At 36.4% G+C, this 25,983-nt stretch carries 19 protein-coding genes and 1 pseudogene; 2 read left to right on the forward strand and 18 right to left on the reverse strand.

Annotated features, from left to right (window positions below):
* Nucleotides 1-88 precede the first annotated feature (88 nt).
* The 12 genes from EKM05_RS13240 to EKM05_RS13295 all read right to left on the reverse strand — a co-directional run bounded on the left by EKM05_RS13240 (nt 89) and on the right by EKM05_RS13295 (nt 19,723).
* Nucleotides 89-1,288 (reverse strand): LETM1-related biofilm-associated protein, encoded by a 1,200-nt coding sequence (locus EKM05_RS13240; protein ID WP_126556019.1) that lies wholly within the window; start codon nt 1,286-1,288, stop codon nt 89-91.
* Nucleotides 1,289-1,508: 220 nt separating this feature from the next.
* Nucleotides 1,509-2,168: a superoxide dismutase gene (locus tag EKM05_RS13245; RefSeq protein ID WP_231507424.1), complete on the reverse strand. Its 660-nt coding sequence runs from the start codon at nt 2,166-2,168 to the stop codon at nt 1,509-1,511.
* Between the two features lie 402 nt (nt 2,169-2,570).
* A complete protein-coding gene (locus tag EKM05_RS13250; RefSeq protein WP_126556025.1) occupies nt 2,571-5,855 on the reverse strand; it encodes an amidohydrolase family protein in 3,285 nt (1,094 codons plus the stop codon).
* 152 nt (nt 5,856-6,007) lie between these two features.
* Nucleotides 6,008-7,813: an acyl-CoA dehydrogenase family protein gene (locus EKM05_RS13255; protein WP_126556028.1), complete on the reverse strand. Its 1,806-nt coding sequence runs from the start codon at nt 7,811-7,813 to the stop codon at nt 6,008-6,010.
* 147 nt (nt 7,814-7,960) lie between these two features.
* Complete coding sequence (locus EKM05_RS13260) at nt 7,961-9,142, reverse strand: acetyl-CoA C-acyltransferase (protein ID WP_126460675.1); 1,182 nt, start codon at nt 9,140-9,142, stop codon at nt 7,961-7,963.
* A gap of 91 nt (nt 9,143-9,233) precedes the next feature.
* A complete protein-coding gene (locus EKM05_RS13265; protein ID WP_126556031.1) occupies nt 9,234-11,624 on the reverse strand; it encodes a 3-hydroxyacyl-CoA dehydrogenase/enoyl-CoA hydratase family protein in 2,391 nt (796 codons plus the stop codon).
* 43 nt (nt 11,625-11,667) lie between these two features.
* Nucleotides 11,668-12,177 (reverse strand): MarR family winged helix-turn-helix transcriptional regulator, encoded by a 510-nt coding sequence (locus EKM05_RS13270; RefSeq protein ID WP_233590911.1) that lies wholly within the window; start codon nt 12,175-12,177, stop codon nt 11,668-11,670.
* A 408-nt stretch (nt 12,178-12,585) separates the two neighbouring features.
* Entirely contained in the window at nt 12,586-13,638 is a 1,053-nt protein-coding gene (locus EKM05_RS13275; protein ID WP_126556033.1) for a proline iminopeptidase-family hydrolase, read from the reverse strand.
* A 5-nt stretch (nt 13,639-13,643) separates the two neighbouring features.
* Nucleotides 13,644-15,419 (reverse strand): long-chain fatty acid--CoA ligase, encoded by a 1,776-nt coding sequence (locus EKM05_RS13280; RefSeq protein WP_126460681.1) that lies wholly within the window; start codon nt 15,417-15,419, stop codon nt 13,644-13,646.
* A gap of 750 nt (nt 15,420-16,169) precedes the next feature.
* Nucleotides 16,170-16,940 carry a dienelactone hydrolase family protein gene (locus EKM05_RS13285; RefSeq protein WP_126556035.1) on the reverse strand — a complete coding sequence of 257 codons (771 nt, stop codon included), beginning with the start codon at nt 16,938-16,940 and terminating at the stop codon, nt 16,170-16,172.
* A gap of 111 nt (nt 16,941-17,051) precedes the next feature.
* On the reverse strand, nt 17,052-19,145 hold the full coding sequence (locus EKM05_RS13290) for a penicillin acylase family protein (protein WP_233590912.1): 2,094 nt from the start codon (nt 19,143-19,145) through the stop codon (nt 17,052-17,054).
* A gap of 125 nt (nt 19,146-19,270) precedes the next feature.
* Nucleotides 19,271-19,723: an Lrp/AsnC family transcriptional regulator gene (locus EKM05_RS13295; RefSeq protein ID WP_126454003.1), complete on the reverse strand. Its 453-nt coding sequence runs from the start codon at nt 19,721-19,723 to the stop codon at nt 19,271-19,273.
* A 231-nt stretch (nt 19,724-19,954) separates the two neighbouring features.
* Here EKM05_RS13295 and rocD point away from each other — a divergent pair, with 231 nt between their 5' ends.
* Together rocD and EKM05_RS13305 are read left to right on the forward strand one after the other, a co-directional pair.
* Complete coding sequence (rocD, locus tag EKM05_RS13300; protein ID WP_126556038.1) at nt 19,955-21,238, forward strand: ornithine--oxo-acid transaminase; 1,284 nt, start codon at nt 19,955-19,957, stop codon at nt 21,236-21,238.
* 11 nt (nt 21,239-21,249) lie between these two features.
* Nucleotides 21,250-22,212 carry an arginase gene (locus EKM05_RS13305; RefSeq protein WP_126556039.1) on the forward strand — a complete coding sequence of 321 codons (963 nt, stop codon included), beginning with the start codon at nt 21,250-21,252 and terminating at the stop codon, nt 22,210-22,212.
* A 125-nt stretch (nt 22,213-22,337) separates the two neighbouring features.
* Here EKM05_RS13305 and EKM05_RS14875 read toward each other — a convergent pair.
* The 6 genes and pseudogenes from EKM05_RS14875 to EKM05_RS13335 all read right to left on the reverse strand — a co-directional run.
* A pseudogene (locus tag EKM05_RS14875) lies at nt 22,338-22,460 on the reverse strand (FAD-dependent oxidoreductase); the annotation flags it as partial.
* A gap of 127 nt (nt 22,461-22,587) precedes the next feature.
* Nucleotides 22,588-23,682 carry an ACR3 family arsenite efflux transporter gene (gene arsB, locus EKM05_RS13315; RefSeq protein ID WP_126556041.1) on the reverse strand — a complete coding sequence of 365 codons (1,095 nt, stop codon included), beginning with the start codon at nt 23,680-23,682 and terminating at the stop codon, nt 22,588-22,590.
* 2 nt (nt 23,683-23,684) lie between these two features.
* Nucleotides 23,685-24,317, reverse strand: coding sequence for a low molecular weight phosphatase family protein (locus tag EKM05_RS13320; protein WP_126556044.1), 633 nt, complete (start codon nt 24,315-24,317; stop codon nt 23,685-23,687).
* Nucleotides 24,318-24,332: 15 nt separating this feature from the next.
* Nucleotides 24,333-24,803: a DUF6428 family protein gene (locus tag EKM05_RS13325; protein ID WP_126556047.1), complete on the reverse strand. Its 471-nt coding sequence runs from the start codon at nt 24,801-24,803 to the stop codon at nt 24,333-24,335.
* Nucleotides 24,804-24,822: 19 nt separating this feature from the next.
* On the reverse strand, nt 24,823-25,155 hold the full coding sequence (locus EKM05_RS13330; RefSeq protein WP_126460708.1) for a helix-turn-helix transcriptional regulator: 333 nt from the start codon (nt 25,153-25,155) through the stop codon (nt 24,823-24,825).
* Nucleotides 25,156-25,258: 103 nt separating this feature from the next.
* Nucleotides 25,259-25,519, reverse strand: coding sequence for a heavy-metal-associated domain-containing protein (locus EKM05_RS13335; protein WP_126460711.1), 261 nt, complete (start codon nt 25,517-25,519; stop codon nt 25,259-25,261).
* Nucleotides 25,520-25,983 lie beyond the last annotated feature (464 nt).

Here is a 25,983-nt window from a genome sequence, read left to right on the forward strand (position 1 = left end):
GAGCCCGATAAAATATCGAGCTCATTATTATCAAAATTAATTATAAATTTGTCTAAACTTTTGGGTGCAGTCTATTTAGCGGCTTTTATTATTCGTCATCAAGATTTTCGTTAAAAGCGGAGGGTAGTAGTTGAGGTATAAATTTAATTAAAATAGGCAGCAATAAGCTACCGCCAGGAAGAAGGAATATAGTCAACGACGGAATGGTTTTGCAAATTTCCAGTAATTGTTTCTTGACTTTTTTCTTCTCTTTCTCGTCTAAATCCCTGCGAGTAGAGTAGGCTAATAGTACCATTAACTCCTTACTTTGTGCGATTTCCTTAGACAATCTGTTCTTATTACGACTAATCAGTGTGACCACACTTTGAGTCGTTTGGGCATAAAAATGTTTTACTGGATTTGAATAATTAAAATAAGGAATTTCCTTTTTATGTTTCGTAATAAAGGCATTCGTATTGCGGATACTTTCATCCGAAAAACCATCCAGGATCGAAACCGTTTTAGCCAGTGAATGCAAAAAATAAGCTTCATTATCTTCAATTTCTCCATCACTCCATAAAGCCATTCCTGCAAGATCTATCAAATAGTATTTTTCTAAGTCATTTGAAAAATAATCTAGTTCAAGTGTCTCTAAGCTTTGTACTGACACCTTAGAGAATTTACTGTAGCGAATAGAAGCTTCAAAAAGCTTGATTAATAAATCATCGTATTGAGATTTTTTTGTTTTAATTTTTAAAGCAAGTGTGACCACATTTACAATAGTTTCCTCGATCTTTTTTAAATACTTTTCCGGAATTTCACCATGAATTAAGTATTGGCGAAAGGCCAAGACATCAATAAACAGTAAGGCATTAGTTACTAGGTGAGAAAAATTTTTACTGATGATGCTATCATTTGTTTGAACACGCTCATCAATTATTTTTTCTAAAGTTAAAGCAGGAGAATTCTTTGGCAGTATTTTTTTAAATAGGTTAAAGCCTTGAGGATTCATTTGATTGTAAAAAGTAACGGCTTGTTTAATGAAATTATCAGGGCTGATATTTTCATTTGTTAAACAAAAAACTGCATGCAAAGTATTTAAAAGTGCGACTTTTGAAATCTCTTCTTTGAACCAACCCTTAGTTTCAATAGGTGCTACAGTTTCAAATGCAATGATATGGCCATATATAAAACCTGTTTCTCTAACTTTTTGATAAAATATATCGGTAGTTTTTGAAACCGTTTCTTTTGAAAACTTTTGTTCAATAAAAAATTTATCTATCCAACCTGATGCTGAAGGGTTAATCATTGCTTTAATTTGAAGGTACAAAGCTATACTTTTTTTCGTAATTTTAACTTCTGTTTTTTAGTTTAACACAGATATTACTTTTAATTAGTATTGGTTTTTTTAATTTTGAACAGTACGGATTTCTAACGAATAATTATTAAAAAATGAAGTCTCAGAGGCCCCTTTTTTTTAAATAAAAAACCCGGAATCCTACTTTTTAATTCAGGGTTTTTATTGTTTTTTAAGAATTAAATAAGTTTTCGGCGGCATCCCAATCAACTACATTCCAAAAAGAGTTTATATAATCAGCTCTTCGGTTTTGATTTTTAAGATAATACGCATGTTCCCAGACATCTAAAGCTAAAACGGGTTTTCCTTTAAGTCCCTTCCCTCGTAATCGCATCAAAGGATTGTCTTGGTTTGCCGTAGAACCTATTACTAATTTTCCGTCTTGCACCACTAACCAGGCCCAACCGGAACCAAATCTTTTCATAGATGCATCACTAAATTGTTTCTTGAATTCATCAAAAGAACCAAAAGTTGTGGTTATGGCTGCTGCCAATTTGCCTTTTGGAATACCACCACCATTAGGTTTCATTAAACTCCAAAACAAGCTGTGATTGTAATGTCCGCCTCCGTTATTCCGAATGGCTTCTGGGAATTTAGACATTTTTTCAAAGATACTTTCTAAAGATTTTGAATAATCAATTAAGTTTTTATCCAAAGTATCAATGGCTTTATTCAAATTTGTCACATAAGCTTGATGGTGTTTGCTGTAGTGAATTTCCATTGTAGCTTTATCAATATGAGGCTCTAATTCATTATAGCTATAACCTAATTTAGGAAGACTGTAGGTTCCAGGAGTATCTGTGAAAGCTGCTTCATAGGGTTGATTGTCAATTTGCAGTACTGGCTGGGCAGCAAATGCAGCATTGAATAATCCAGAGCCAATAATTGTACCTGTAGACAATAGGGCCGTTTTTTTTAAAAAATTTCTTCGTGTATTATTATTTTCCATAATTTATTTGTTAGTCTTAAATAGGGATTAAATATTTGTATAAAAATAATCATTAATAGACCGACTTGGGTTAATAAAGACTTAAAATTTGATTTGTTTTACCTACAATGATATTTTGAATATCTATTTTTTTTACGGAAATTATATAAATTTCATTTTGAATTGGCATATCCTGAAATTAACAAGTATTTAAAAATGAAGTAATTAGTTGCTTTTTTAACAAGTTGAATTTAAACAAAAAAACCATTCGTTTTGCGAATGGTTTTTTTAGTTTAAAATTAATTCTTAGTTGTGGCTAAAGCCAGAACTACAACATTGTTGATGCATAAAGCTATTGGACTCCTCATGCCATGGGAAATTAGCATTGTATGCGTTGTTTTCCCAATAAAAATTTTCTCTTTTTTTAGGTTCGTTACCTATTTCATTCATTGTTTCGGATTCGTACATTCGGCCATTTGCGATGGTATACAATAACGTATTGGAGTTTTGGATATTTTCTAATGGGTTTTTATCCAAAACTAAAATGTCAGCCAATTTTCCGGTTTCTAATGAACCAATGTCTTTTCCGGCTCCGATATAATTGGCTGCATTAATGGTGGCTGTTTTCAAACTTTCTAAATTGCTCATTCCACCTTGCTGTATACTCCATAATTCCCAGTGTGCTCCCATTCCTTGCAACTGTCCGTGTGCTCCCATATTGACTTTTACGCCATTGTCAGCAAGCGTTTTTACGGTTTTAGATGTCAAAATATGATCGTTTTCATACTCTTCATCAGGAGCCATCATGCGGTATCTTGAGCGGGAATCAATTACGGCCCTTGGGGTGAATTGGAGTAGTTTTTTGTTTTCCCAAACATTCGTTTTTTGATACCAATAATATTCGGCATTCAATCCGCCATAATTTACGATTAGGGTAGGAGTATATCCTACTTTACTTGTACCCCAAAGTTCGAGTACATCTTTATAAACTGGTGCCACCGGTATATTGTGTTCCACTCCGGTATGACCGTCAATCACCATGGTCATGTTAGTAAAGAAGGTCGAGCCGCCTTCTGGTACCACATTAATTTCTTCTTCTCTGGCCGCTTGCAATACCTGTTGACGTTGGTCACGTCTTGGTTGATTATAGCTTTTTACAGAAAGTGCTCCAAAAACTTTGGTCCGTTTTACTGCAAAACGAGCGTCATCAATAGTATTGACAATTGCTTTAAAGTCTCCTTCAGCACCGTACAAAATAAATCCGGTTGAATATATTCGGGGTCCTACAATGGCACCACTTTTTACCATTTCCGAAAGGGTAAAAATAGATTCCGTGTTAGAAGACGGATCATGCGATGTCGTTACTCCAAAGGCTAAATTTGCATAGAAAGGCCAATTTTGTTGGGTGGTTAATCCATAACGAAAAGCACCTACATGGGCATGAGCATCTACCATTCCGGGCATAATAGTTTTACCAGTCAGGTCATAAACCATAGCCGTTTCAGGAATACGAATGTCACTTGCATTACCAATGGCCTCAATCCGATTTTCATTGATTATTATACTACCGTTTTCAATCACTTTGTCGCCGTCCATAGTGATGATACGAGCATTCGTCAGGGCAATTCTGCCTTTTGGTTTATCAACTTTTGATTTTAAATCTATTTTAATACCTATATCAGATGGTTTTTCAACTTTTTCAGGTGAATCCGGTAAAAAAGTAAATCTGTTTTTTACGGCATTCGAAAAATAAGTATTGCCTAACATCCACATCACGTTTTTGCTATTGGGTGACCAATGTAAATTAATTCCAGCCTCTTTTGACAATTCTGACACAGGTACATTCGTAGTTTTTTCGTCCAAATCTACTTCTTGGCCGTTGATGTTTAATGGAGCCACATAAGCTTTGTGTAAATGGGTGAAAGCGATCCACTGATTGTCTGGACTTGGCACCAATCGGTTAGCATATTTGGATTTAATATGGGTGCGTTCTTCTTTTCCGTTAAGGTCAACACTTTTGAGTTCTTTGGTTAAATCCCCAAAAAAGACTCCCCCAGTTTGGAAGAAAATACGATTTCCTTCTTTAGTAAACACAGGATATTCTCCTTTTGAGGTAATAAATTTTGATTTGCCACCTGTAACATTCATGGTGTAAATCCCTGGTTTTTTTGAAAAAGCAAAACCTTGATCCATATTTCCGCCTTCCTTGACGTAGACAATTGTTTTTTGGTCAGGAGAGAGACTTGGTGTTCTGTAAATTCCTTTTTCAGAGGTTAATTTAACAGATTTTTTACTTTCTAAATTAATTTTTCTGATAGCGCCTAAATTTGTGTCGTTCCAACTAACATAAATTATCTCTTTACCATTAGCGGTAAAAGTAGGTTCTGCTTCAAAATCAGTATCTGTAGTCAATCGTTTTGGACTTCCATTAGGCAAGCTTTTAGTCCATAAATATCCTAAAGCTCTAAAGACTACTGTTTTTCCATCGGGAGCGGTTACAGCATCACGGATCATTTTTACTGTAAAGTCATTGTCAGTTATTGGAGTATCAGAATGTACCCGATCTGCAATGTCAATAGCGACATCGGCTGTGAAAGGAATCAGTGTTACCTGATTTGTTTTTGTATTTATTTTTTGAATTTTACCTCCGGTCCAAATTATAATATCCTCATTGTTGGGCATCCAATTGAAATTAGGATACACACCAAACAAAGCCCAAGCGGCTTGTTGATCTTTGTTAAGTTTATCATAAACGGGACCTTCTTCACCTGTTTCTAAATTATGAACATACAAAACCGTTGCGGTACGCACTCGTTTTACATACGCTAACAGTTTACCATCTCTTGAAATTTGTGGTCGAGCGGCGCCTCCCGGACCACCCGTAATTTTTTCTGTTTCTCCCGTTTCAAAATCATAGCGATTGATAGCATAGATTTCACTGTTAGGATCTTTATTGTATTTGAAATAACCACCGGGAGAAACGTCTTCACTGTAATACATGTATTTGCCATCAGGAGAAATTACAGGTTCGTTAACATCTTGCTGGTCGTTTTTTCGTTTGGTCAATTGTACGCCACTACCACCGCTAATGTGGTATTGCCACATTTCACCAGCGCCAAGAGAACGGCTTGATGTAAAGTGTTTTCTTGCTACCAGATAATTGCCGTTGGGCATCCAAGTCGCATTGTTCAGTAGTTGAAAATTTTCCTTAGTGATTTGTTTCACTTCACTTCCATCGGCTTTCATGAACCAAATATTATCGCCACCACCAGCATCGCTAGTGAACGAAATGTGTTTTCCGTCAGGGCTGAATCTGGGTTGTACTTCAAAAGGAATACCGGAACGAAGTATTTTTGCTGTTCCGCCTGTTATAGCCATCTGGTAAATATCTCCCAAGAGATCAAAAACGATAGTTTTCCCGTCTGGACTCACATCGAGGTTCATCCAAGTTCCTTCGGATGTGGTAAATTTATGGGCCTTGTAATTGAATTCTTTTCCAGGTTTTGCGACATCCCATTTCGGCTTTTCCTGTCCATAAATGGTGGAAATAAAAGAAAATGCGAGTAGAAATAAGCTTGTTTTTTTATTCATTAAAAAGAAATTAAATAGTGATAGAGGATAAATATAGGTAATAAAATGAAGTAGTTTGTATTTCTATTTATATCTTATTGCTATAAAAGCAAAAAACCACCCGCAGTTGCGAGTGGTTTTTGTATCAATTAAAGCAGTATTTTTTTTTGTAATTAAAAACAATATTCATTTTCAGCTACTAATTTAACCGTTATTGTTTCTCTTAATCCTACAACATTTGGCATATTTGTATATTTAGTAAAACGACGTAGTCCCATCAACATCATACGTTGTTCATCGCCTTCAGCAAAGGAAATAACACTTTCTTTTCCTTTTTGAGTAACAATATCTACGGCTTTATACAAGTATAATTTGGCCATTGCAATTTGCTCTTGTACTTTAGTTTCTCCTTCTTTTTTGGCTAACTTCTCCGTTCTAAGGATTGTGCTTTCAGCCATATAGATTTCGATTAAAATATCTGAAGCGGCCATCAATAACTGTTGGTGTGCATCTAAATCCGGACCGTATTTTTGAACAGCTCCACCGGCTACCATTAAGAATGCTTTTTTTAATTTGCCAATCATTTCTTTTTCTTCTGCAAACAATTCAGAATAATCAGGGGTTTCAAAAGAAGGAATTCCCATTAATTCTTCTTGTACTTTTGATGCAGGTCCAAGTAAATCAACGTGACCTTTCATCGCTTTTTTAATCAGCATCCCTACTGAAAGCATTCTGTTGATTTCGTTAGTTCCTTCGTAAATACGGGCAATTCTGGCATCTCTCCAAGCACTTTCCATCGGAGTGTCCTCAGAGAATCCCATTCCGCCAAAAATTTGAATTCCTTCATCAGCACAATTTTGTACATCTTCAGAAACGGCTACTTTAAGGATTGAACATTCAATAGCATATTCTTCAACGCCTTTCAATTCTGCTTCCTGATGTGAAACTCCTTCGGCTTCACGAGCTATAATTCTGTCTTCAATATCTTTTGCAGCGCGGTAGGAAGCGCTTTCTCCAGCGTAACAACTTGTAGCCATTTCTGCTAGTTTTGCACGGATAGCACCAAACTGAGAAATTGCAGTATTGAACTGGATTCTTTCATTAGCATATTTCACTGAACCTGAAATAACTCTGCGCTGTGCATCCAAACAAGCAGCTGCTAATTTGATGCGACCTACATTCAAAGCGTTCATGGCAATTTTGAAACCGTTTCCTCTTTCGGACAACATGTTTTCTACAGGAACTTTTGTTTCATTAAAGAAAACCTGACGCGTAGAGGAAGCACGTATTCCTAATTTATGCTCTTCTTCGCCCATTGATATTCCGTTATCAGCTGTGTTTTCTAGGATAAAACCAGTGATATTTTTATCATCACCAATACGGGCAAAAACGATAAACAATGAACAAAATCCAGCGTTTGAAATCCACATTTTTTGTCCTGTGATTTTGTAATGTGTACCATCTTCTGATAAAACAGCTTTTGTTTTTCCAGAATTAGCATCAGATCCTGCGCCTGGTTCTGTCAAACAATAGGCTCCAAACCATTCGCCAGAAGCTAATTTTGGAACGTATTTTTGTTTTTGTTCTTCTGTTCCGTACAAAGTTATTGGCATAGTCCCAATTCCGGTATGTGCTCCAAAAGCAGTTGAGAATGAACCTGTTGCTCCCGAAATATAATCACAAACCAACATTGTTGATACAAATCCCATTCCTAATCCACCATAAGCTTCAGGTACAGCAACTCCTAAAAGTCCTAAGTCCCCAGCTTTTTTCATGGTTTCTTGTGTATACGCATAATCCTTTTTCTCAAAACGATCTTTGTGTGCCCACAATTCTTTATCTACAAATTCTTTTACAGAGTCACGCATCATTAATTGCTCTTCTGAAAAATCTTCTGGTGTAAAGATATCTTCGCACTTTGTTTGTTTAACTAAAAACTGACCGCCACGGGTTACGTTTTTTTCAATTGTATCTGCCATTTCTTGTTATTTTAAATGATGAATTTTATTTATAAATTGAATTGTCAATATTGTCATTCCAAACAAGGAGGAATCTCAGTAGCTAATTCTGCATTAATAGTAAAGATTCCTTCTTTGTCGGAATGACAAACGGATGGAAATCTTTGACTACAAAAGTTCGTAAACCCCAGCAGTTCCTTGTCCAGTTCCCACACACATACTCACAATTCCGTATTTGTTGCCTCTTTTTTTCATTTCGTCGAAGAGTTGAACAGACAGTTTTGCTCCGGTACAGCCCAGTGGATGTCCCATTGCAATTGCTCCACCGTTGACGTTTACGATATCAGGATTCAATCCTAATTCACGAATTACGGCTAACGATTGTGATGCAAAAGCTTCGTTTAATTCAATTAAATCAACATCATTTAATGTTAATCCTGCTTGTTTCAATGCTTTTGGAATCGCTTTTACCGGGCCAATTCCCATTAATCTTGGTTCTACTCCTGCCGAAGCGAAGTTCACCAAACGAGCAATAGGAGTAAGGTTCAATTCCTTAACCATTTCTTCGCTCATGATTAGAACAAAAGCGGCTCCGTCACTCATTTGAGAAGAATTCCCGGCAGTTACACTTCCGCCTTCTTCAAAAACAGGACGTAAACCAGCCAAAGCTTCTACTGAAGTTCCAGCTCTCGGGCCTTCATCTTTATTTACGATATAGGATTTGGTTTCTTTTTTACCATTTTCATTGATAAATGTTTGTTCTACCGTAATAGGAACAATTTGTTTGTCAAATTTGCCTTCGGCTTGTGCTTTAAGAGCTTTCAAGTGTGAGTTGTAAGCAAACTCATCTTGGTCTGCACGAGACACATTGAATTGTTTGGCAACAGCTTCTGCAGTTAGCCCCATTCCCCAATAGTAATCTTCGTTCCCCGCTTTTGCAACAGCATAATCCGGAGTTGGTTTGTACCCTCCCATTGGAATAAAACTCATGCTCTCGGCACCACCGGCAATAATACAATCTGCCATTCCCGATTGAATTTTGGCTGTAGCCATACCAATTGTTTCTAATCCTGACGCGCAATAACGGTTTACGGTTACACCTGGTACATCTTCAATTTTCAATCCCATTAAGGAAATTAATCGTCCCACGTTTAGTCCTTGTTCTGCTTCTGGCATGGCATTTCCTACCATCACGTCATCGATACGTTTTTTGTCAAAATCAGGCAACTCATTCATCATAAACTGAATGGTTTCTGCTGCCAATTCATCAGGACGTTTAAATCTAAACACGCCTTTTGGGGCTTTCCCCACGGCTGTTCTGTATGCTTTTACTATATAGGCTGTTTTCATTTTTTTTTTTTAAGAGTTGAGAATATAGAGAATAAATAATAGACTTTAAATTTTGTTTTTAATCTATATTCTATTCTCCTTGTTCTATTTTCTAATTGCGTAACGGTTTTCCTTTGGTTAACATAAACTGGATTCTTTCTAATGTTTTTCTTTCTGTACAAAGAGATAAGAATGCTTCACGTTCCAGATCCAATAAATATTGTTCGGTTACTAAAGTTGGTTCTGATAAATCTCCACCAGCCATAACATAAGCTAGTTTGTTAGCGATTTTCTTGTCGTGTTCCGAGATGTATTTTCCGGCTTCCATTTGGTCTGTTCCTACTAAGAACATTCCCAAAGCTTGTTTTCCAAGAACTTTTACGTCGCTTCTGCGAATTGGTTGTGTGTAACCTGCTTCTGCCATTAATAAAGCGTGTTTCTTTGCTTCAGCAATCTGACGGTCTTTATTCACAACGATGATATCTTTTCCGTGTTGTAAAAGTCCGGTATCAAAAGCTTCGTAACCTGAAGTAGATACTTTTGCCATAGCGATCGTCAAGAAATATTCTTGCAATACGTTCAACTCCACATCATTTTTATGGAATAAATCTGCAGCACGCAATGCCATCTCTTTAGATCCGCCACCGCCAGGAATAACTCCAACGCCAAATTCTACTAATCCCATATACGTTTCGGCTGTAGCAACAACTTTATCAGCGTGTAAGCTCATTTCGCAACCACCGCCAAAAGTCATTCCGTGTGGCGCAACCACAACTGGAATTCCGGAGTAGCGCACGCGCATCATTGTGTCTTGGAACATTTTGATGGCCATATTCAGCTCGTCGTATTCTTGCTCGACGGCCATCATGAAAATCATTCCTATGTTAGCACCCACAGAGAAATTCGCTGCCTGATTTCCAATAACCAATCCTTGATATTCTTTTTCAGATAAGTCAATCGCTTTGTTGATCGCCTGTAAAACATCGCCACCAATCGTATTCATTTTAGACTGGAATTCTAAGTTCAAAATTCCATCTCCTAAATCTTGAATAATGGCGCCGCTATTGCTCCACACTTTTTTGCTTTCGCGTATGTTGTTCAGGATAATAAAGGCATCCTGACCAGGAACCTTAGTTGCAGATTTTGTTGGAATATCATAAAAATAAGTAGCACCTTCTTTTATTGAATAGAAACTTTTAGTTCCATTAGCAAGCATATCAGTTACCCAAGCAGCTGGTTCAAGGCCTTCCGCTTTCATCATTTCGATTCCTTTGGCAACACCAATGGCGTCCCAAATTTCGAAAGGACCATTTTCCCATCCAAAACCGGCTTTCATGGCATCGTCAATCTTGTATAATTCATCTGAAATTTCAGGAATTCTGTTGGAAACGTAAGCAAACATTCCCGCAAAACTTTTACGGTAAAATTCGCCTGCTTTATCTTTTCCTTTTACCAAAACTTTAAAACGGTCAATAGGTTTATCAATCGTTTTTGTCAGTTCTAAAGTGGCGAAAGACGCTCTTTTAGCCGGACGATATTCTAAAGTATCTAAATCCAATGATAAAATATCCTTGTCTACTTTTTTATAAAAACCTTGACCAGTTTTGCTTCCCAACCATTTGTTCTCCATCATTTTGTTGACAAAATCCGGCAATTTAAACAAATCGTGTTGCTCGTCATTCGGACAATTTTCGTAGATTCCGTTGGCAACGTGCACCAAAGTATCCAATCCAACTACGTCAACAGTTCTGAAAGTAGCTGATTTTGGTCTTCCAATAACTGGACCGGTCAATTTATCCACTTCTTCAATCGTCAATCCCATTTCTTTAACTAAATGAAACAAACTTTGAATCCCATAAATCCCGATTCGGTTTCCAATAAACGCTGGAGTATCTTTGGCCACGACCGAAGTTTTACCCAAGAATTTGGATCCATAATCCGTAAGAAAATCCAAAACTTCCGATGCTGTGTGCGGGCCAGGAATAATTTCGAATAATTTCAAATAACGCGCAGGGTTAAAAAAGTGTGTCCCGCAGAAATGCTTTTGGAAATCGTCGCTTCGTCCTTTACTCATAAAGTGAATTGGAATTCCAGATGTGTTTGAAGTTACTAGAGTTCCCGGTTTTCTGAATTTTTCAATTTGTTCAAAAACCATTTTCTTGATGTCTAACCGTTCTACAACAACTTCAATAATCCAATCCACAGTAGCGATTTTCGCCATGTCATCTGTGGTATTTCCAGTAGTAATTCTGCTGGCAAATTTTGGATTGTAAATAGGAGAGGGTTTCGATTTCAGGGAATTGGCCAAATGCTCATTTACCAATCGGTTTCTAACGATTTTGCTTTCTAAAGTCAGTCCTTTTTTAGCTTCCGCTTCGGTAAGTTCTCTTGGAACAATATCTAATAACAGAACTTCAACTCCAATGTTAGCAAAATGACAAGCAATTCCTGAACCCATAATTCCGGATCCAACCACTGCAACTTTTTTAATTGTGCGTTTCATATAAATAATATTTGATTTTCATTAGAAAATGACAGCGCTATTTTTATTGAAGGATTTCAATTTTGGCGGTGTCATTCGCTGTTTTTTCAGTTTGTTCCGCCAGTTCGCTGGCGCTCGTGTGCGTAAATATATTTTTCTCTTGAATTAATTCATTGATGGCTTCTGCAACTTCAATAAAGTGCTGCAGCTTCTCTTCCGAGATCGTTTTTTTTACCGTTTCATTAAATTTCAACACCGTATTTTTTGACAATTCTCTTTTTTCTTTACCAAAATCCGTGAGGTAAATCAATACTCCACGGCCATCCACTGGATTTTTCTTGCGAATAATCAAGCCTTTTTCCTCCATAGATTTAAGGGTTCTGGTCAGGCTGGTAGCTTCCATTCCCATTTTTGGACCTAATGAGGTCGATGGCGTCCCACCATCCTTATCAATACTCAATAAAGCGAACCCAGTAGCCATGCTCGCATCGTATTTCGAAGCTTCTTCATTATACATTCTGGCCACTGCTTGCCAGGTGGCACGTAAAATATAATCTATCGTTTTATCTTTCATAAGTAACTATATCGTTTTCAAATATAATAAAAAATACTATGCACGCATAATATATTAAAACATTTTTTTGTTAAAAAGCATTAAATATAAAAAATCTCCACTGAAATAGAGGAGATTATACTCTTTTTTTAAGAGTAATTAATTTTTTGGTCGTATCCCTGCGTAAAAACTCCGGGTCGGGCTGTACGTTGTATCCACGCTAAAAAGCGTGGGATGCCACTTCCATCCCTTACGCAAATCCTGCTGAGGAGAATGATTGGGGATTTTAATTTAATTGTTGGGATTATGGGTTTACGTAATAAGTAGTTTACTATCGTTAAATTTGATTTTTGAGTTTATTGTTCTCGACTAAAAACCAAAAAAACCACGAAAATTAATTCGTGGTTTTTTGTATACTAAATATTTTTTCTAACCCTTCCTAAACTCCCCATTATCCACATCTTTCAGGAACTTAATCACGCCCGGAAAATAGGTTTTTGGGTCATCGTATTGTGAAAGGTGACTTCCGTTAGGACAAAACAAGAAACGTCCGTTTTGGACTTCGTTAGCAATCCATTTCATGTGTTCGGGATCCATAGTATCGTATTTAGAACCAATACTCAAGGTTGGAACAGTAAGGGTTTTTAGTCTGGCTTTGACATCCCAATTTTTAAGGGAGGCATTTCCAGTGATGCCAAATTCACTGTGGCCTTGCATAAAAACATATACATTAGGATTAATGTGCTTGAAACATCTGTTGATGGATTCTGGCCATTTTTCGAGTGGCATTCTCAAAATATGTTCCGTGTAGTAATGTTTGAACAGTAATTCGCTGTATTTTGGATTATCAAAATCATTGTTTTTTTCGATATCCTGTAATTGCTTTAGGATTTTAGAATCCATTTGCGGTGCCAGAACGTCTTTTGCGTAAGCGTTATATTCCTGAGCACTCGCCATCATATTTGAGATAATTAATCCTTTCAGGTTTTTTTGGTATTTCAAAGCGTATTCCATTGCTAGGATTCCGCCCCAAGATTGTCCCATCAGGTAAAAATTAGAACTGTCCAAGCCTAATGCGATGCGCACTTGCTCGACTTCCTCCACAAAACGTTCATTGGTCCACAAACTGTTGTCGTTGGGTTGGTCGCTGTAATACGAGCCTAACTGATCGTAATAAATGTATTCAATGCTTTCGTTGGGAAAATAACCGTCAAAGGCCTCGTATAATTCATGGGTCAAACCTGGACCGCCGTGTAGCAACAACACCTTTATTTTAGGATTATTGCCCACTCGTTTGGTCCAGACTTTAAACGTGCCTTTTGGCGTATGAATCGGAATCATTTTGATGCCGCCTGTGAGTTGGTCGTCCCGTTTGGAGAAATCTAAATAATTTGCTTTTATGGAATCTTCCTTTGGTTTTTCCTGACAATTAGAAAAAAAGAACACACTGACAACGGAGTAAATCAAGACTTTTAGTTTCATAACGGCTAGTTGTAGATTTTATGGAATAAATCAATGTATTTTTCCATTACTATTTTTCGTTTTAGTTTCAGGGTTGGCGTAAGCTGTCCACCTTCCACAGACCATAAATCCGGCGTTAGCTCAAAACGTTTTATCTTCTCCCAATTTCCAAATTTTTCGTTCAGATTGTCAATTTCCAATTGGATTCTTTCGATTACTTTTTCGTTGGCAATTATTTCTTCATTGCTTTTTCCTATGTTGATTCCGTGGATAACGGCCCATTCTTTGATGAAATCAAAACTCGGCTGAATAAAGGCAGCCGGCATTTTTTGACCGTCACCAATAACCATAATTTGTTCAATGAAACGCGATTGTTTCATCGTATTTTCGATTAATTGTGGGGCAATATATTTACCACCTGAGGTTTTGAACATTTCTTTCTTACGATCCGTGATTTTTAAGAATCCGTCTTCGTCAAAAATTCCAATATCACCAGTGTGAAAATAGCCGTCAGTTATTACTTCATTGGTCAATTTCTCATCTTTGTAATAGCCCATCATTACGTTTGGTCCTTTACAAAGGATTTCTCCGTCTTCAGCAATTAACACTTCCACATTATCAATTACTTTACCCACCGTTCCCACTCTGAAACCACCATTTCTAATATCATTTACAGAGATTACCGGAGAGGTCTCGGTCAATCCGTAGCCTTCCATAACTGGGATTTCGGCAGCGGCAAAAATGCGGGCTAGTCTTGGTTGCAAAGCAGCGCTTCCGGAAACCATTAAATCGAGGTTTCCACCCAAACCTTCCTTCCATTTACTAAAAATCAGTTTGCGGGCAATTTTGAGTTGTAATTCATACCAAAAACCATTTTTGCCATACGGCTCATAGATTAAACCTAAGTCAATCGCCCAAAAAAATAGTTTCTTTTTGACACCGGTTAACTCCGTTCCTTTAGCGTATATTTTATCGTATACTTTCTCTAAAAGTCTCGGAACGGCAGTAATTACTGTTGGTCTTACTTCTTTTAGATTGTCACTAATTTTATCAATTGATTCGCCAAAATATACTGAAACTCCGTAATATTGGTATAAATACAAAATCATTCTTTCAAAAATATGGCAAATAGGAAGGAAGCTTAAAGCACGGCTTTTTCCGGCTTCAAACGGAATTCTCGAAGCACTGTCTAAAACATTCGATACAATGTTTTTATGCGAAAGCATGACTCCTTTTGGTCTTCCCGTTGTTCCGGAAGTATAGATTATTGTGGCTAAATCTTCAGTTTTTACGTTATTTTTGCGTTGTTCCACTTCGTTTTGGTTTCCGTTGTCTACGCCAAGAATCAGTAATTCATTCCAGTTGGTGCAACCTTCTATTTCGTTGAAGGAATATACTTCTTTGAGTGTAGGAACTTTATGTTTGATGAGGTTTACTTTTCGAAGCACTTCGGCATCCGATACGAAACAGTACATAGAACCGGAATGGTTCAGAATATATTCGTAATCTTCTTCTGAAATGGTAGGATAAATGGGAACGGTTTGTGCGCCGGTTTGCAACACACCAATATCCATAATATTCCATTCGGTTCTGTTATTAGAAGAGATGATAGCAATTTTATCGTCTTTTTGAACACCCATTCGGAGTAGTGCTCTCGAAACGGCATTGGCTTTAGCGATATATTCCTGTGTAGATGTTTTGATCCAAACTCCATTTTGCTTTGTTGTTAAAGCATCCGGAATGGAATTGTATTTTTCTTGCTGATAATAAGGGAAATCAAAAAGGCGGGTGATATTTGTCATTATAGAAAATATTGGATTTGATTGCAAATTAAAAAAAAAATAAGGATAAATTTTAAAAATTAGAAATTATATCGCAAAATTATGAAAGGATTGTTACTATTTAACGAAATCGTTTTCATGAAGTAAAATTTTAGTGTAGGATTATAATAAAAAAGCGTGTACGGCCGTGCGAGATTTTCCGGCTTCGTACCCTTTTCAAAGTGCCGTTAAACTTTAGTGCCTAGTCACTAATGTGAACTATAAAGTTTTTGTAACACAGTTATATAATCTATTCTGTAAAAAATCTTAAAGAAATTTTTAATGATCCGCATTATAAATATTATAATTTGTGTCTTAATTTAAGTATGTACTCGTTGCAAACGAGCACCAAAGAACATGGATAAACGAGCGCCAGTGAGGAAAAGCGTTCACTAGATCATTAGTATTTACAGAGAATCGTTGACGCAGTTTTGAAAACCGTATCAATTCCAATTAGCCACTAAAATAAATCTAATAAAACCAATTCTAATTCATTTTCTAATCCGGTCTTCGGTTTTTAGGGCTTTATTCTTAGCAGACATTTTTTGTTTTAAAAACAGCAAAAAGCCCTGAATTGCTCATAGTTTTTTGCATTGTTTGCTCTCTGTTGTGGGCACAGTTTGTAAAACTGCGCTAACGATTGTGGTATATTAGCGCGGTCAGGTACATTTTAATTTATAAAATTAACAAAAAATTGGAACGTATACTTTTTTTGAAAAAAAAAATTCTAAATTATTTTAAAACTTCTTTTAAGAAAGAATTCATGCGCTCCCAAGAACGTATAGCAGCTTTTTCGTTATACGCTGCTCCTTTTGAATTATCATTACCAGCTTCAATTTCAGTAAAGGCATGTACGGAATTTGCATAATAAATCATTTCCCATTCTGCTTTTGTATCTCTCATTTCTTGTTGAAAGGACGATACTTCCGTTGCTGGCACATAGGTGTCGTCAGCACCATGTAAAACCAGGATTTCAGCCGTGATTGGATTATTTACCCTTGCGGCATCATGTCCTAAACCTCCGTGAAAAGAAACTGCACCTTGAATTTTCATTCCCGCTCTTGCGGCTTCCAGTGCTCCTGTTCCGCCAAAACAATAGCCTATTACTACGATATTGGCAGGATTTGCGCCTGCTTTTACTAATTGGTCTAAAGCAAGTTGAATGCGTCTTTGATAATCAGCTACATTTTTTTTGTAAAAACCAGCTTGCTTTCCGGCTTCTTGTGTGGTTACGGGATAATTCCCTTGTCCATAAATATCTGCTACAAATGCATAATAGCCCATGCTTGAAAGTCTCTCAGCAGATTGTTTTGAATGTGTATCGATTCCTTTCCAAGCGGGAAGGATTAGAATTCCGGGTTTTGTTTTGCTTCCTTTTTTAGGTGCAATAGACAAGCCATTTAATTGTTGGTTTCCATCCGTGTATTTGACGGATTTTAATTGTGCAAATGTGTCATTGGAAAACAAAAAGAATCCTAAAAAGACAAAGAAAATATTTTTCATATTAGATATTTTTATTTTTACAAATGTCTCAATCAATTTATCCTAAAACTAAGACTTTGATTTTTTAATTGATGATGTAATTTTTAATTCTTATGGCGTACAGACAAGCGATTACTCGCCGGGATGATATGTTTTTTCGGCATTTTTCTGGACATCCTCTTTATAAAACAATACGTCTTTGAATTGTCCTTTTCGGTACATTTCAGCTTGATCGTAAAAATGTTTCGATTTTGAATCACCGCTATTTCCTCCCGCAAGTAACGATTTGGCTTTTATTTTTGGTCCAAATTCCACCGCACACACAAAACTATTTCCGTTAAATCCGTAGCGTTTTTTGGTATCTTTTTGATAATTGCTTTTAAAAGCAGGTAAACTTCCCCAAAGCGCTGGTCCATAACTAATAGGTAAACTTTCCAAAGCATCACTATAAACCAGATTTATGTCGCCTGATGTTCTCTGGAAACGATTGATTTCGCCCCAAGGAATTTGCCAAGTACCAAATTTTATTTTCAATTCGTTTATCACCATTTGCAATTGTGGAATCAGTTGATCTGGAAACGCATTTTTAGCAAAATCACGAGTATTTTCTACTTGGTCCTTTTGGCCCTGATCAATATATACTTTTTGAATAATGGGGTCTAATTTATAAGCCCATTCCACAGCTAAGGTGGTAGCCACAGAATTTTCCCGGGCGTAATAATCCCAGTTTTTCAATAAGGTTATCGGTTCTGACAGTTCTGTATAAAGCGGATCTTCGGGACTGATGTTTTTCTCAAAACTGGAAATTAAGGATGGAATTAACACTTCGAGGGCCGTTAGTTTCGTGTCGTAACCGTCAGCAATCACTTTGTCTAGTGTATATTTATTGCCTTTGTTCAATAATCGTACAGCATTTAATCCTCTGAAACTTTCTCCGTCTGGAGCCATATAAGGCAAGTAATTTTCTTCTTTTGGACTATAATCTCCTGCCACGGTATATGGTGTAGAATTACAGTTTTGTAACCAGCCGTTTATAGGATTATAAGAATGTACTGTTTCTGAAACTTCATGTAATCCTTTCCATTGTGTAGCCGGTGTCGTACCGTCCATTATTTTTGACCAATTTAGGTTTTTGTCCCGAATGGGAACAAAGTTCCCATGCCAGTAGGCAATGTTTCCTTCTTTATCGGCATAAACAGTATTGTTTGAGGTATTGGCTTTCAAATCCATTGCAGTTTTGTAGTCTTCAAAACTTTTTGATTTTGTTCGTATCCAACTTTGTTCCAGACTTTTCATCGAACGGTTATTGGATTTTAAGCTAATCCATTTCCCGTCTCTTTTGGCCATGATTGGACCGTGATTGGTATAATAAGTATTGAATGTTTTAGGAATCAATTTTCCATTTTCCAGATACTTGATGGTTATTTTTTTCTCGACAACTGGAACTAATTTGGTATCGTATTCGTAAAATAGTTTGTTGTTTTTGGTCACGATTTTCTCGGCATACATATCCGCAACATCAACACTTGAGGAGGTATGCATCCAGCCACAGTTTTCGTTAAATCCTTGGTAAATAAAAAATTGTCCCCAAGTAACGGCTCCATACGCATTCAGCCCTTCTTGACTGCTCATCTGTATTTCTGGCCTGAAATAAAAAGTGGTATGCGGATTAATGTATAAAATGGCATTCCCAGACGCTGTTTTTGAAGGTGCAATTGCAAATCCGTTAGAACCCGTTTGTACGTCTTTTTCTCGTTCTATATAGGCTACTTTATCGGTGTTTCCCGAATAAAAAGCTTTCAATTCTCCAGTAGAAAGATCAGCTGTGCTTATGGCTCCAATACTTCCGTCAGTCCAAAGCAATGGAAACCAAGGCTCAAAATGAGTTAATAAAGCGGGTTTTACTTCGGGGTGATTGTATAGATAAAAGTTGATCCCGTCCGCATAACTGTTTAATAATTTTTTCAACCAAGGCGCTGCTTTTTTATAATCGTTTTTAGCATCTTCGGTATCGATTAAAAGTTTAATTTCTAAATCATTGTACAAAACGGACTGTCCTTTGATTTCGGAAAGACGGCCCAGTTTTTCAATGTAATTCATTTCTACCCGTTTGAAATCGTCTTCACATTGTGCGTACAGCATTCCAAAAACGGCATCTGCATCCGTTTTGCCATACACATGCGCAATTCCCCAATTGTCTCTGATAATAGTGACTTGTTGCGACATTTTTTTTAGTCTTTCTAGTTCTTGGTTTGATATCTTTTGTGAAAACAGGGAACAACTAAAACAAAAAATTAAAACTGCAAGGGGTAAATGGTTCTTGAAATACGTCATTATTATTGAATTTTAAATTAGAGACTTACGTTTCGTTTAAATGCACACCCCAGTTCGATTATGGAATCTGTTTTGGCAATACCCGGAATAGTGTCTATTTTTTCATACAGAACTTTACGCATGTGCTCATGATTTTTGGCAATTATTTTTATATAAAGGGTAAAAGATCCGGTGATATAATAGCATTCCGTTATTTCTGGAATGTTTTTCAGTTCCTCAATAATCCGGTCAGAATCTTGGTCTTTATTCAAGGTAATTCCTGTGAATGATCCCCAATCATATCCAATTTTCTTTTCATTGATGACCGGTTTTATTCCGATAAGTATTCCTTGTTCTGTTAATCTGTTCATGCGCTGATGCACCATTGTATTTGATATTTTTAGATTGGCTGCAATAGCAGAATACGCCATTCTTCCGTCTTTCTCTAATTCTTTGATAATGTTGATATCAAACTCGTCTAGTATATCCATGTTGGTTTACTTATAAATGATGCTTTTTGTGTTTGTATAAAAGTACTTATTTTTATTTATATTGGAATAGTTCTATTATTTGAATTTTATATTTAAAAAATGACTTTTTTTAATGTAAATTAAGTAATTTATTTAAAATAATACTTTTAAAAAAGTCAAAATATTTATTTTTATTGTCAATTTAAAAAAAATCTGTAGTTTTGTACTTTGTAATATCAAAATAGGAATATCATGACACACACAGAACAAAACCTTTCTTCAAAATCGGAAGCGTTAATAGCTAAAGAAAATCAATACGGAGCACACAATTACCATCCTTTACCTGTGGTTTTAGAAAGAGGCGAAGGGGTTTATGTCTGGGATGTAGACGGAAAAAAATATTATGATTTTTTATCGGCCTATTCTGCCGTAAACCAAGGGCATTGTCATCCAAAAATTGTGGATGCAATGATAAAACAAGCACAAACATTGACCTTAACTTCACGTGCTTTTCATAATGATCAACTAGGACCTTTTGAGGAATATGTGACTAAGTATTTTGGTTTTGATAAAGTGTTGCCCATGAATACAGGTGCTGAAGCAGTGGAAACTGCTTTGAAATTGTGTAGAAAATGGGCCTATGAGGTAAAAGGAATTCCTGAAAATCAAGCACAAATCATTGTTTGTGAAAACAATTTTCACGGAAGAACAACAACAATCATTTCATTTTCGAATGATGAGAGTGCCCGTAAAAACTTTGGACCATTCACTGCTGGATTTATTAAAATTCCGTACGATGATGTTGACGCCCTAGAAAACGTATTAAAATCAACCCCAAATATTGCTGGATTTTTAGTGGAACCAATTCAAGGAGAAGCGGGAGTGTATGTTCCTGCCGAAGGATATTTAGCAAAAACAAAAGCGCTTTGTGAAGCACATAACGTTCTATTTATCGCGGATGAAGTGCAAACAGGAATTGCACGCACGGGAAGATTATTAGCAACTTGCGGAAATTGTGACTGTAAAAAAGGATGTGAAGGCAGACCGGAAGTAAAACCAGATATCCTTATTCTAGGAAAAGCTATTTCGGGCGGTGTGTACCCAGTTTCGGCAGTTTTAGCGAATGATCCCATTATGAATGTGATTAAACCAGGACAACACGGTTCCACTTTTGGAGGAAATCCTGTTGCAGCGGCTGTGGCTATTGCTGCACTGGAAGTAGTGAAAGAGGAAAATTTAGCACAAAATGCGGCGTACTTAGGCGAAGTTTTAAGAACAGGACTTAACGAAATTGCTTCCAGAAACCCATTAATTACGTTGGTCAGAGGAAAAGGATTACTGAACGCCATAGTTATCAACAGTGGTGAAGAATCTGATTTAGCCTGGAATATTTGTATGAAATTTAGAGATTATGGATTATTGGCAAAACCAACACACGGCAACAAAATTCGATTTGCACCACCATTAGTAATTTCAGAACCTCAAATACAGGAATGTTTGGGTATAATTGAGCGAGCTCTAAACGATTTCAAATAATTTTAAGTACAATGGGAAAATCTATAAAATTAATAAAGAACAGATCCGATATAGGTGCTGGTACACGAGGATCCGACTTAGGGATTGATGCTATCGAAATTGCGGCAATCAATCAAAACAGTGATTATTTTAATCAGTTTGAGTTTGAAGATGTCAAAACGCACAACGAATCCATATATGATAAAAACCGAAGTTCTTCGGCTAAACGAATTGAGCATGTAGTGGAGCAATGCACCAGAGTTTGTAATGCAGTACAGAAAAATTTAGCAGGAAATTATTTTCCAATTGTTTTATCAGGTGATCATTCTTCGGCATTAGGAACATTAAGTGGTATAAAAGCAGCTTTTCCGGAACAAAATATCGGGGTGTTTTGGATTGATGCCCATGCGGATTTGCATTCACCTTACACTTCGCCATCCGGTAATATTCATGGAATGCCACTATCTGCGGCTCTTGCGGATGATAATTTGAGTTGCCAGAATAACGAAGTGCCTCCGGAAACCCAACAGCACTGGGAAGACATGAAAAATATAGGTTGTAAGGGACCGAAAGTTTTGGCAGAAAACCTGGTATATTTTGGCGTTCGGGATACCGAAGAAGAGGAGGATAAGCAAATTGAAAAATTGCAAATCAAAAATTATAAAGTTGATGAAGTGCGGTATCGCGGTTTACGAAAGTGTGTCGCGGAAGCATTAACTAAACTATCGCATTGTGAAGTGCTATATGTTTCTTTTGATGTGGATTCTATGGATTGTGATATGATTTCTTACGGGACTGGAACACCGGTTTCCAAAGGTTTTGATCAGTATGAAGTAATAGCGATCATCAAACAAATTGTTCAAACCAAAAAAGTAGTTTGTATCGAATTTGTCGAGATTAACCCATTATTAGACACCAAAGGAAATAAAATGGCAGAAACTGCTTTTGAAGTTTTAGAAGCCATTACCTCAGAACTGGTTATTCCTGCAGAATAATTTTTTTTAGCGTGTATAAAAAAGCCCGAAATCAGTTTTAGATTTTTTGGCATCAACCAGCCGGGCAATGAATTGTGTTCGGCAGGAGAAAAAAGCGTTAGGCTATCCCCAACATGTTGCCAGGTACCACCGCATTTTTCTTCTTTATCCAGGAGAGAAACGTTTAATTTATTGCGTTTTAAATAATATCCGCAAGCCAATCCGCTTTGTCCGCCACCAATGATAATGACATTTTTAATTTCATTCATTCTGTTTTGAATCTGGATTAAATTCTATTTTAGTTTTTTAGATTACCACAGATTCACTGTTTTAAAACAAGTTTAAAACAAAAGAGAGTCTGTGATAAAATAGTTGAGTTCTCTAGTAGCGGAACATTTAAGAGGTTCCAGTTTTTGGGTCTAATTCGGGTTTTGTATAATATTTTTTTCTAAACCAAAAAGCGACGTTTACCAATGCAATTAGCGCCGGAACTTCGACCAGTGGGCCAATAACGCCGGCAAATGCTTGTCCGCTGTTGATTCCAAAAACGCCAATTGCAACTGCAATAGCCAATTCAAAATTGTTTCCGGTTGCCGTAAAAGCGATTGCGGTAGATTTAGAATAATCAGCACCAAAATACTTTCCGAGAAAAAAACTGATCACAAACATTAAGGTGAAATAAATAACTAAAGGAATAGCTATCCGAACTACATCCAGGGGGATTTGCACAATTAATGCGCCCTTCAGACTAAACATTAATATGATGGTAAATAACAAGGCCACTAAAGTAATAGGAGAAATAAAAGGTATATACTTGTTTTGAAACCAAGTTTCGCCTTTGAGTTTTATAAGACCATACCGGCTGATTATTCCCAAAGCAAATGGAATTCCTAAATAAATACCTACGCTTTCTGCAATTTGACCAATACCTATCGTCACATCAAAACCGGTATAGCCAAAATACGGTGGCAAAATGGTTATGAAAACATACGCATATACGCTGTAAAGCAATACCTGAAAAATACTATTCAAAGCGATTAATCCAGCGGCATATTCTCTATTACCGTCGGCCAGATCATTCCAAACCACTACCATCGCAATGCATCGGGCTAATCCGATCAAGATGACTCCAATCATGTATTCCGGATATCCATTTAGGAAAAGTAAGGCTAATGAAAACATGAGGATTGGGCCTACCACCCAATTCAGGAACAGGGAAGCACCCAATACTTTGGTGTTTTGGAATACGTCCCCCATTTTACTATAATTCACTTTGGCTAATGGCGGATACATCATTAAGATTAAACCAATGGCGAGTGGGATATTAGTTGTTCCGCTGGAAAAAGAGTTGATAAAATTTCCACTGGAAGGGATGAAATACCCTACAGCAACACCAAGTGCCATTGCAAGGAAGATCCAAAGGGTTAAAAATCGATCTAGGAAACCTAGTTTTTTTCTTTCTGCTGCGGGAAAACAAGTAGATGCTGACATATTTATAATTTTATTTGGGAGAAGACATAAAACATTTCGGTGGCAATCTGTAAACTTCGCTCCTGATATTTTTCGGCTTGTTGCGGAGTGTTGTCAAATGCTTTTGGATCTTCAAAAGTAATTGGGATACGTTTTTCAGCACCAGCGATAAAAGGACAGCCTCCATCTGCTTGAGAGCAAGTCATAATCGCTGCAAATTCATTTTTCGGATTAAAATCATCATCGTAGGTCTTGGAAAAACCAATAATAGGAGGCTCATTTTCTCCATATTTTATGCTGTAAATGGGATTATTTCCTGCTGTGATTGCTTTGATTTTGAATCCTGATTGTACTAAAGTTTGGGCAACCATAGGAAATAAAGCAGTTGCTTCGGTCCCACCAGAATAGCAAAATACATTTTTTACATTGAAATGTGCTGCGGCTGTTTGTGCCCAAACTTGTGCCAGATGACTTCTTCTGGAATTGTGTGTGCAAATCAAATTCAATCTGATCTCTTGTTGATGGGCTACTTTTGTCTGAATAAAGTCAATTAGCGGTTGCAAAATAATTTTGCGTTCAACTGAAATATCTTCAAAACCAAAGGCAGTTATTTGTGTTTCTATTTCTGGAAACAAGTTTGTTTTGATTAATGTCATATCTTAGTTTTAAAATTAACAACAGCCACCACCAGGGGTGCAAGTATTGGTTTGACTTGGAATTTCGGATAATTTTACTTTTTGTTTCTCGGAAGGAATTCCGCATTGATCCTCTGCCAAACAAGCCGTTTGCTTGTTGATTAAGGTAAATGCTGTTCCGTTGAAACGAATGTCGTATTTCCCAATAGTTTCTGATTGGAATTCGACTTCTACTTCATAATCTTCAATACCCAGTATTTTTTCTGAAAGCGCAATAATTTCTAAAAGTTTTTTTGGTTTTAGGCGGTGTTCAAAGTCATTGGCATCCCATAATTGAAAATTTACCACAGTTTCTTTTCTAACTTTTCCACCGCAGTCAATAAAATTTTTAGTGATCAAACCCACTTCAGTTACATGGAAATGTTCAGGAACAAAGGTTCCGTTTGGTAATACAAAAGCAACATTGTCTAATGTGATCAACTCTTTTTTAATTTCGGATAGTTTCATTATTTTTGTAATTTAAAAATTAACAGCATTGATTTTTCTTGTTTTCTAAATAAGTATTGATGTGCTGAAAAAAGCCTTTTATTTTATTAAAGCCTTCTTCGTTTAGGCAATAACAAATTGCATTTCCTTCAAAATTGCCTTTTATGAGTCCGGCATTTTTAAGTTCCTTCAGGTGCTGCGAAACCGTAGGCTGGGCTAGAGGCAGTTCGTTTACAATATCACCGCACACACAACTATCTACCTTGATGAGGTGTTGAATAATAGCAATACGTGCAGGATGGCCTATGGCTTTGGCTAAAGTTGCCAATTCGTTTTGCTCGTCTGTGAAATGGTCTGATTTAGTAATTCCCATCGTTATATATTTATATTGCAATATTACGATATAGATTTGAAATAAACAAATGATATTGATTTTTTTAAAGATAGTGTTGATTTTTAAAAGTTGCCTTTAAAAATTAAAGTTCAAATACTTCTTTTGGGATGGCGTGAAACCCCACTGATCGTACTTGATCTTGAATAACACTTACAGGAATCATCTTGGAGGTGTGTATTGTAAATTCTCTAGGGAAAAGATCAGTATTCAAAAGGACGTCTATTATTCCGTCTAACTTCAGCAGACTTGCTTTAATTTCTAATAAATCTAAATCTTTGATCGCATTGGTACCAAAAATTTTACCATGATTTCCTGGAATTACATTGTCAGTGAGTATGCTCATGATTTTGTGTTTTAAATTAGTTGTTTTTAGGTGTATAAGTATTTTAAGATTAGTTGTTTATACTTTTTAAAACGAATAAACAATCATTTTTAAGTTTTAAAATGCAATAGGTTTACTAAGAAAAAATACGAATGCACCGGAACGGTTTGAAAAAGGATATCGCTACTCTAGTGTTAAATAAATTTGCGTAAGATTACTCTTTATTCACCTGTCCGATTGTTATTTTATACTGAAATAAGCAGCATGAAAGATATATTGTCGCAATTATTAAAAAGAGTTTTGTCATAGATTTGAAGGTTTAAAACGATTTTTAAAGCTAAATGACGAATTAATTTGTGTTAATCTGTGAAATCGGTAGTAAAGAAATTTAGAGTTTTAATAAAATACGATATTAAATTGTAGCTATTATTTTTTAGTACATGACAAAAATATATTTTAATAAAAATCGATACAATAAATAATAA

The sequence above is a fragment of the Flavobacterium sp. GSP27 genome, assembly GCF_003970395.1.
GTDB lineage: Bacteria > Bacteroidota > Bacteroidia > Flavobacteriales > Flavobacteriaceae > Flavobacterium.

Excerpts from the sequence above, each read along its gene's own strand:
- EKM05_RS13255 (WP_126556028.1), bottom strand. The coding sequence starts at position 7,813 with ATGGCAGATACAATTGAAAAAAACGTAACCCGTGGCGGTCAGTTTTTA.
- EKM05_RS13240 (WP_126556019.1), bottom strand. The coding sequence starts at position 1,288 with ATGATTAACCCTTCAGCATCAGGTTGGATAGATAAATTTTTTATTGAA.
- EKM05_RS13280 (WP_126460681.1), bottom strand. The coding sequence starts at position 15,419 with ATGACAAATATCACCCGCCTTTTTGATTTCCCTTATTATCAGCAAGAA.
- EKM05_RS13320 (WP_126556044.1), bottom strand. The coding sequence starts at position 24,317 with ATGACATTAATCAAAACAAACTTGTTTCCAGAAATAGAAACACAAATA.
- EKM05_RS13335 (WP_126460711.1), bottom strand. The coding sequence starts at position 25,519 with ATGAGCATACTCACTGACAATGTAATTCCAGGAAATCATGGTAAAATT.
- EKM05_RS13330 (WP_126460708.1), bottom strand. The coding sequence starts at position 25,155 with ATGGGAATTACTAAATCAGACCATTTCACAGACGAGCAAAACGAATTG.
- arsB (WP_126556041.1), bottom strand. The coding sequence starts at position 23,682 with ATGTCAGCATCTACTTGTTTTCCCGCAGCAGAAAGAAAAAAACTAGGT.
- EKM05_RS13265 (WP_126556031.1), bottom strand. The coding sequence starts at position 11,624 with ATGAAACGCACAATTAAAAAAGTTGCAGTGGTTGGATCCGGAATTATG.
- rocD (WP_126556038.1), top strand. The coding sequence starts at position 19,955 with ATGACACACACAGAACAAAACCTTTCTTCAAAATCGGAAGCGTTAATA.
- EKM05_RS13260 (WP_126460675.1), bottom strand. The coding sequence starts at position 9,142 with ATGAAAACAGCCTATATAGTAAAAGCATACAGAACAGCCGTGGGGAAA.
- EKM05_RS13250 (WP_126556025.1), bottom strand. The coding sequence starts at position 5,855 with ATGAATAAAAAAACAAGCTTATTTCTACTCGCATTTTCTTTTATTTCC.
- EKM05_RS13270 (WP_233590911.1), bottom strand. The coding sequence starts at position 12,177 with ATGAAAGATAAAACGATAGATTATATTTTACGTGCCACCTGGCAAGCA.
- EKM05_RS13325 (WP_126556047.1), bottom strand. The coding sequence starts at position 24,803 with ATGAAACTATCCGAAATTAAAAAAGAGTTGATCACATTAGACAATGTT.
- EKM05_RS13305 (WP_126556039.1), top strand. The coding sequence starts at position 21,250 with ATGGGAAAATCTATAAAATTAATAAAGAACAGATCCGATATAGGTGCT.
- EKM05_RS13275 (WP_126556033.1), bottom strand. The coding sequence starts at position 13,638 with ATGAAACTAAAAGTCTTGATTTACTCCGTTGTCAGTGTGTTCTTTTTT.
- EKM05_RS13285 (WP_126556035.1), bottom strand. The coding sequence starts at position 16,940 with ATGAAAAATATTTTCTTTGTCTTTTTAGGATTCTTTTTGTTTTCCAAT.
- EKM05_RS13290 (WP_233590912.1), bottom strand. The coding sequence starts at position 19,145 with ATGTCGCAACAAGTCACTATTATCAGAGACAATTGGGGAATTGCGCAT.
- EKM05_RS13295 (WP_126454003.1), bottom strand. The coding sequence starts at position 19,723 with ATGGATATACTAGACGAGTTTGATATCAACATTATCAAAGAATTAGAG.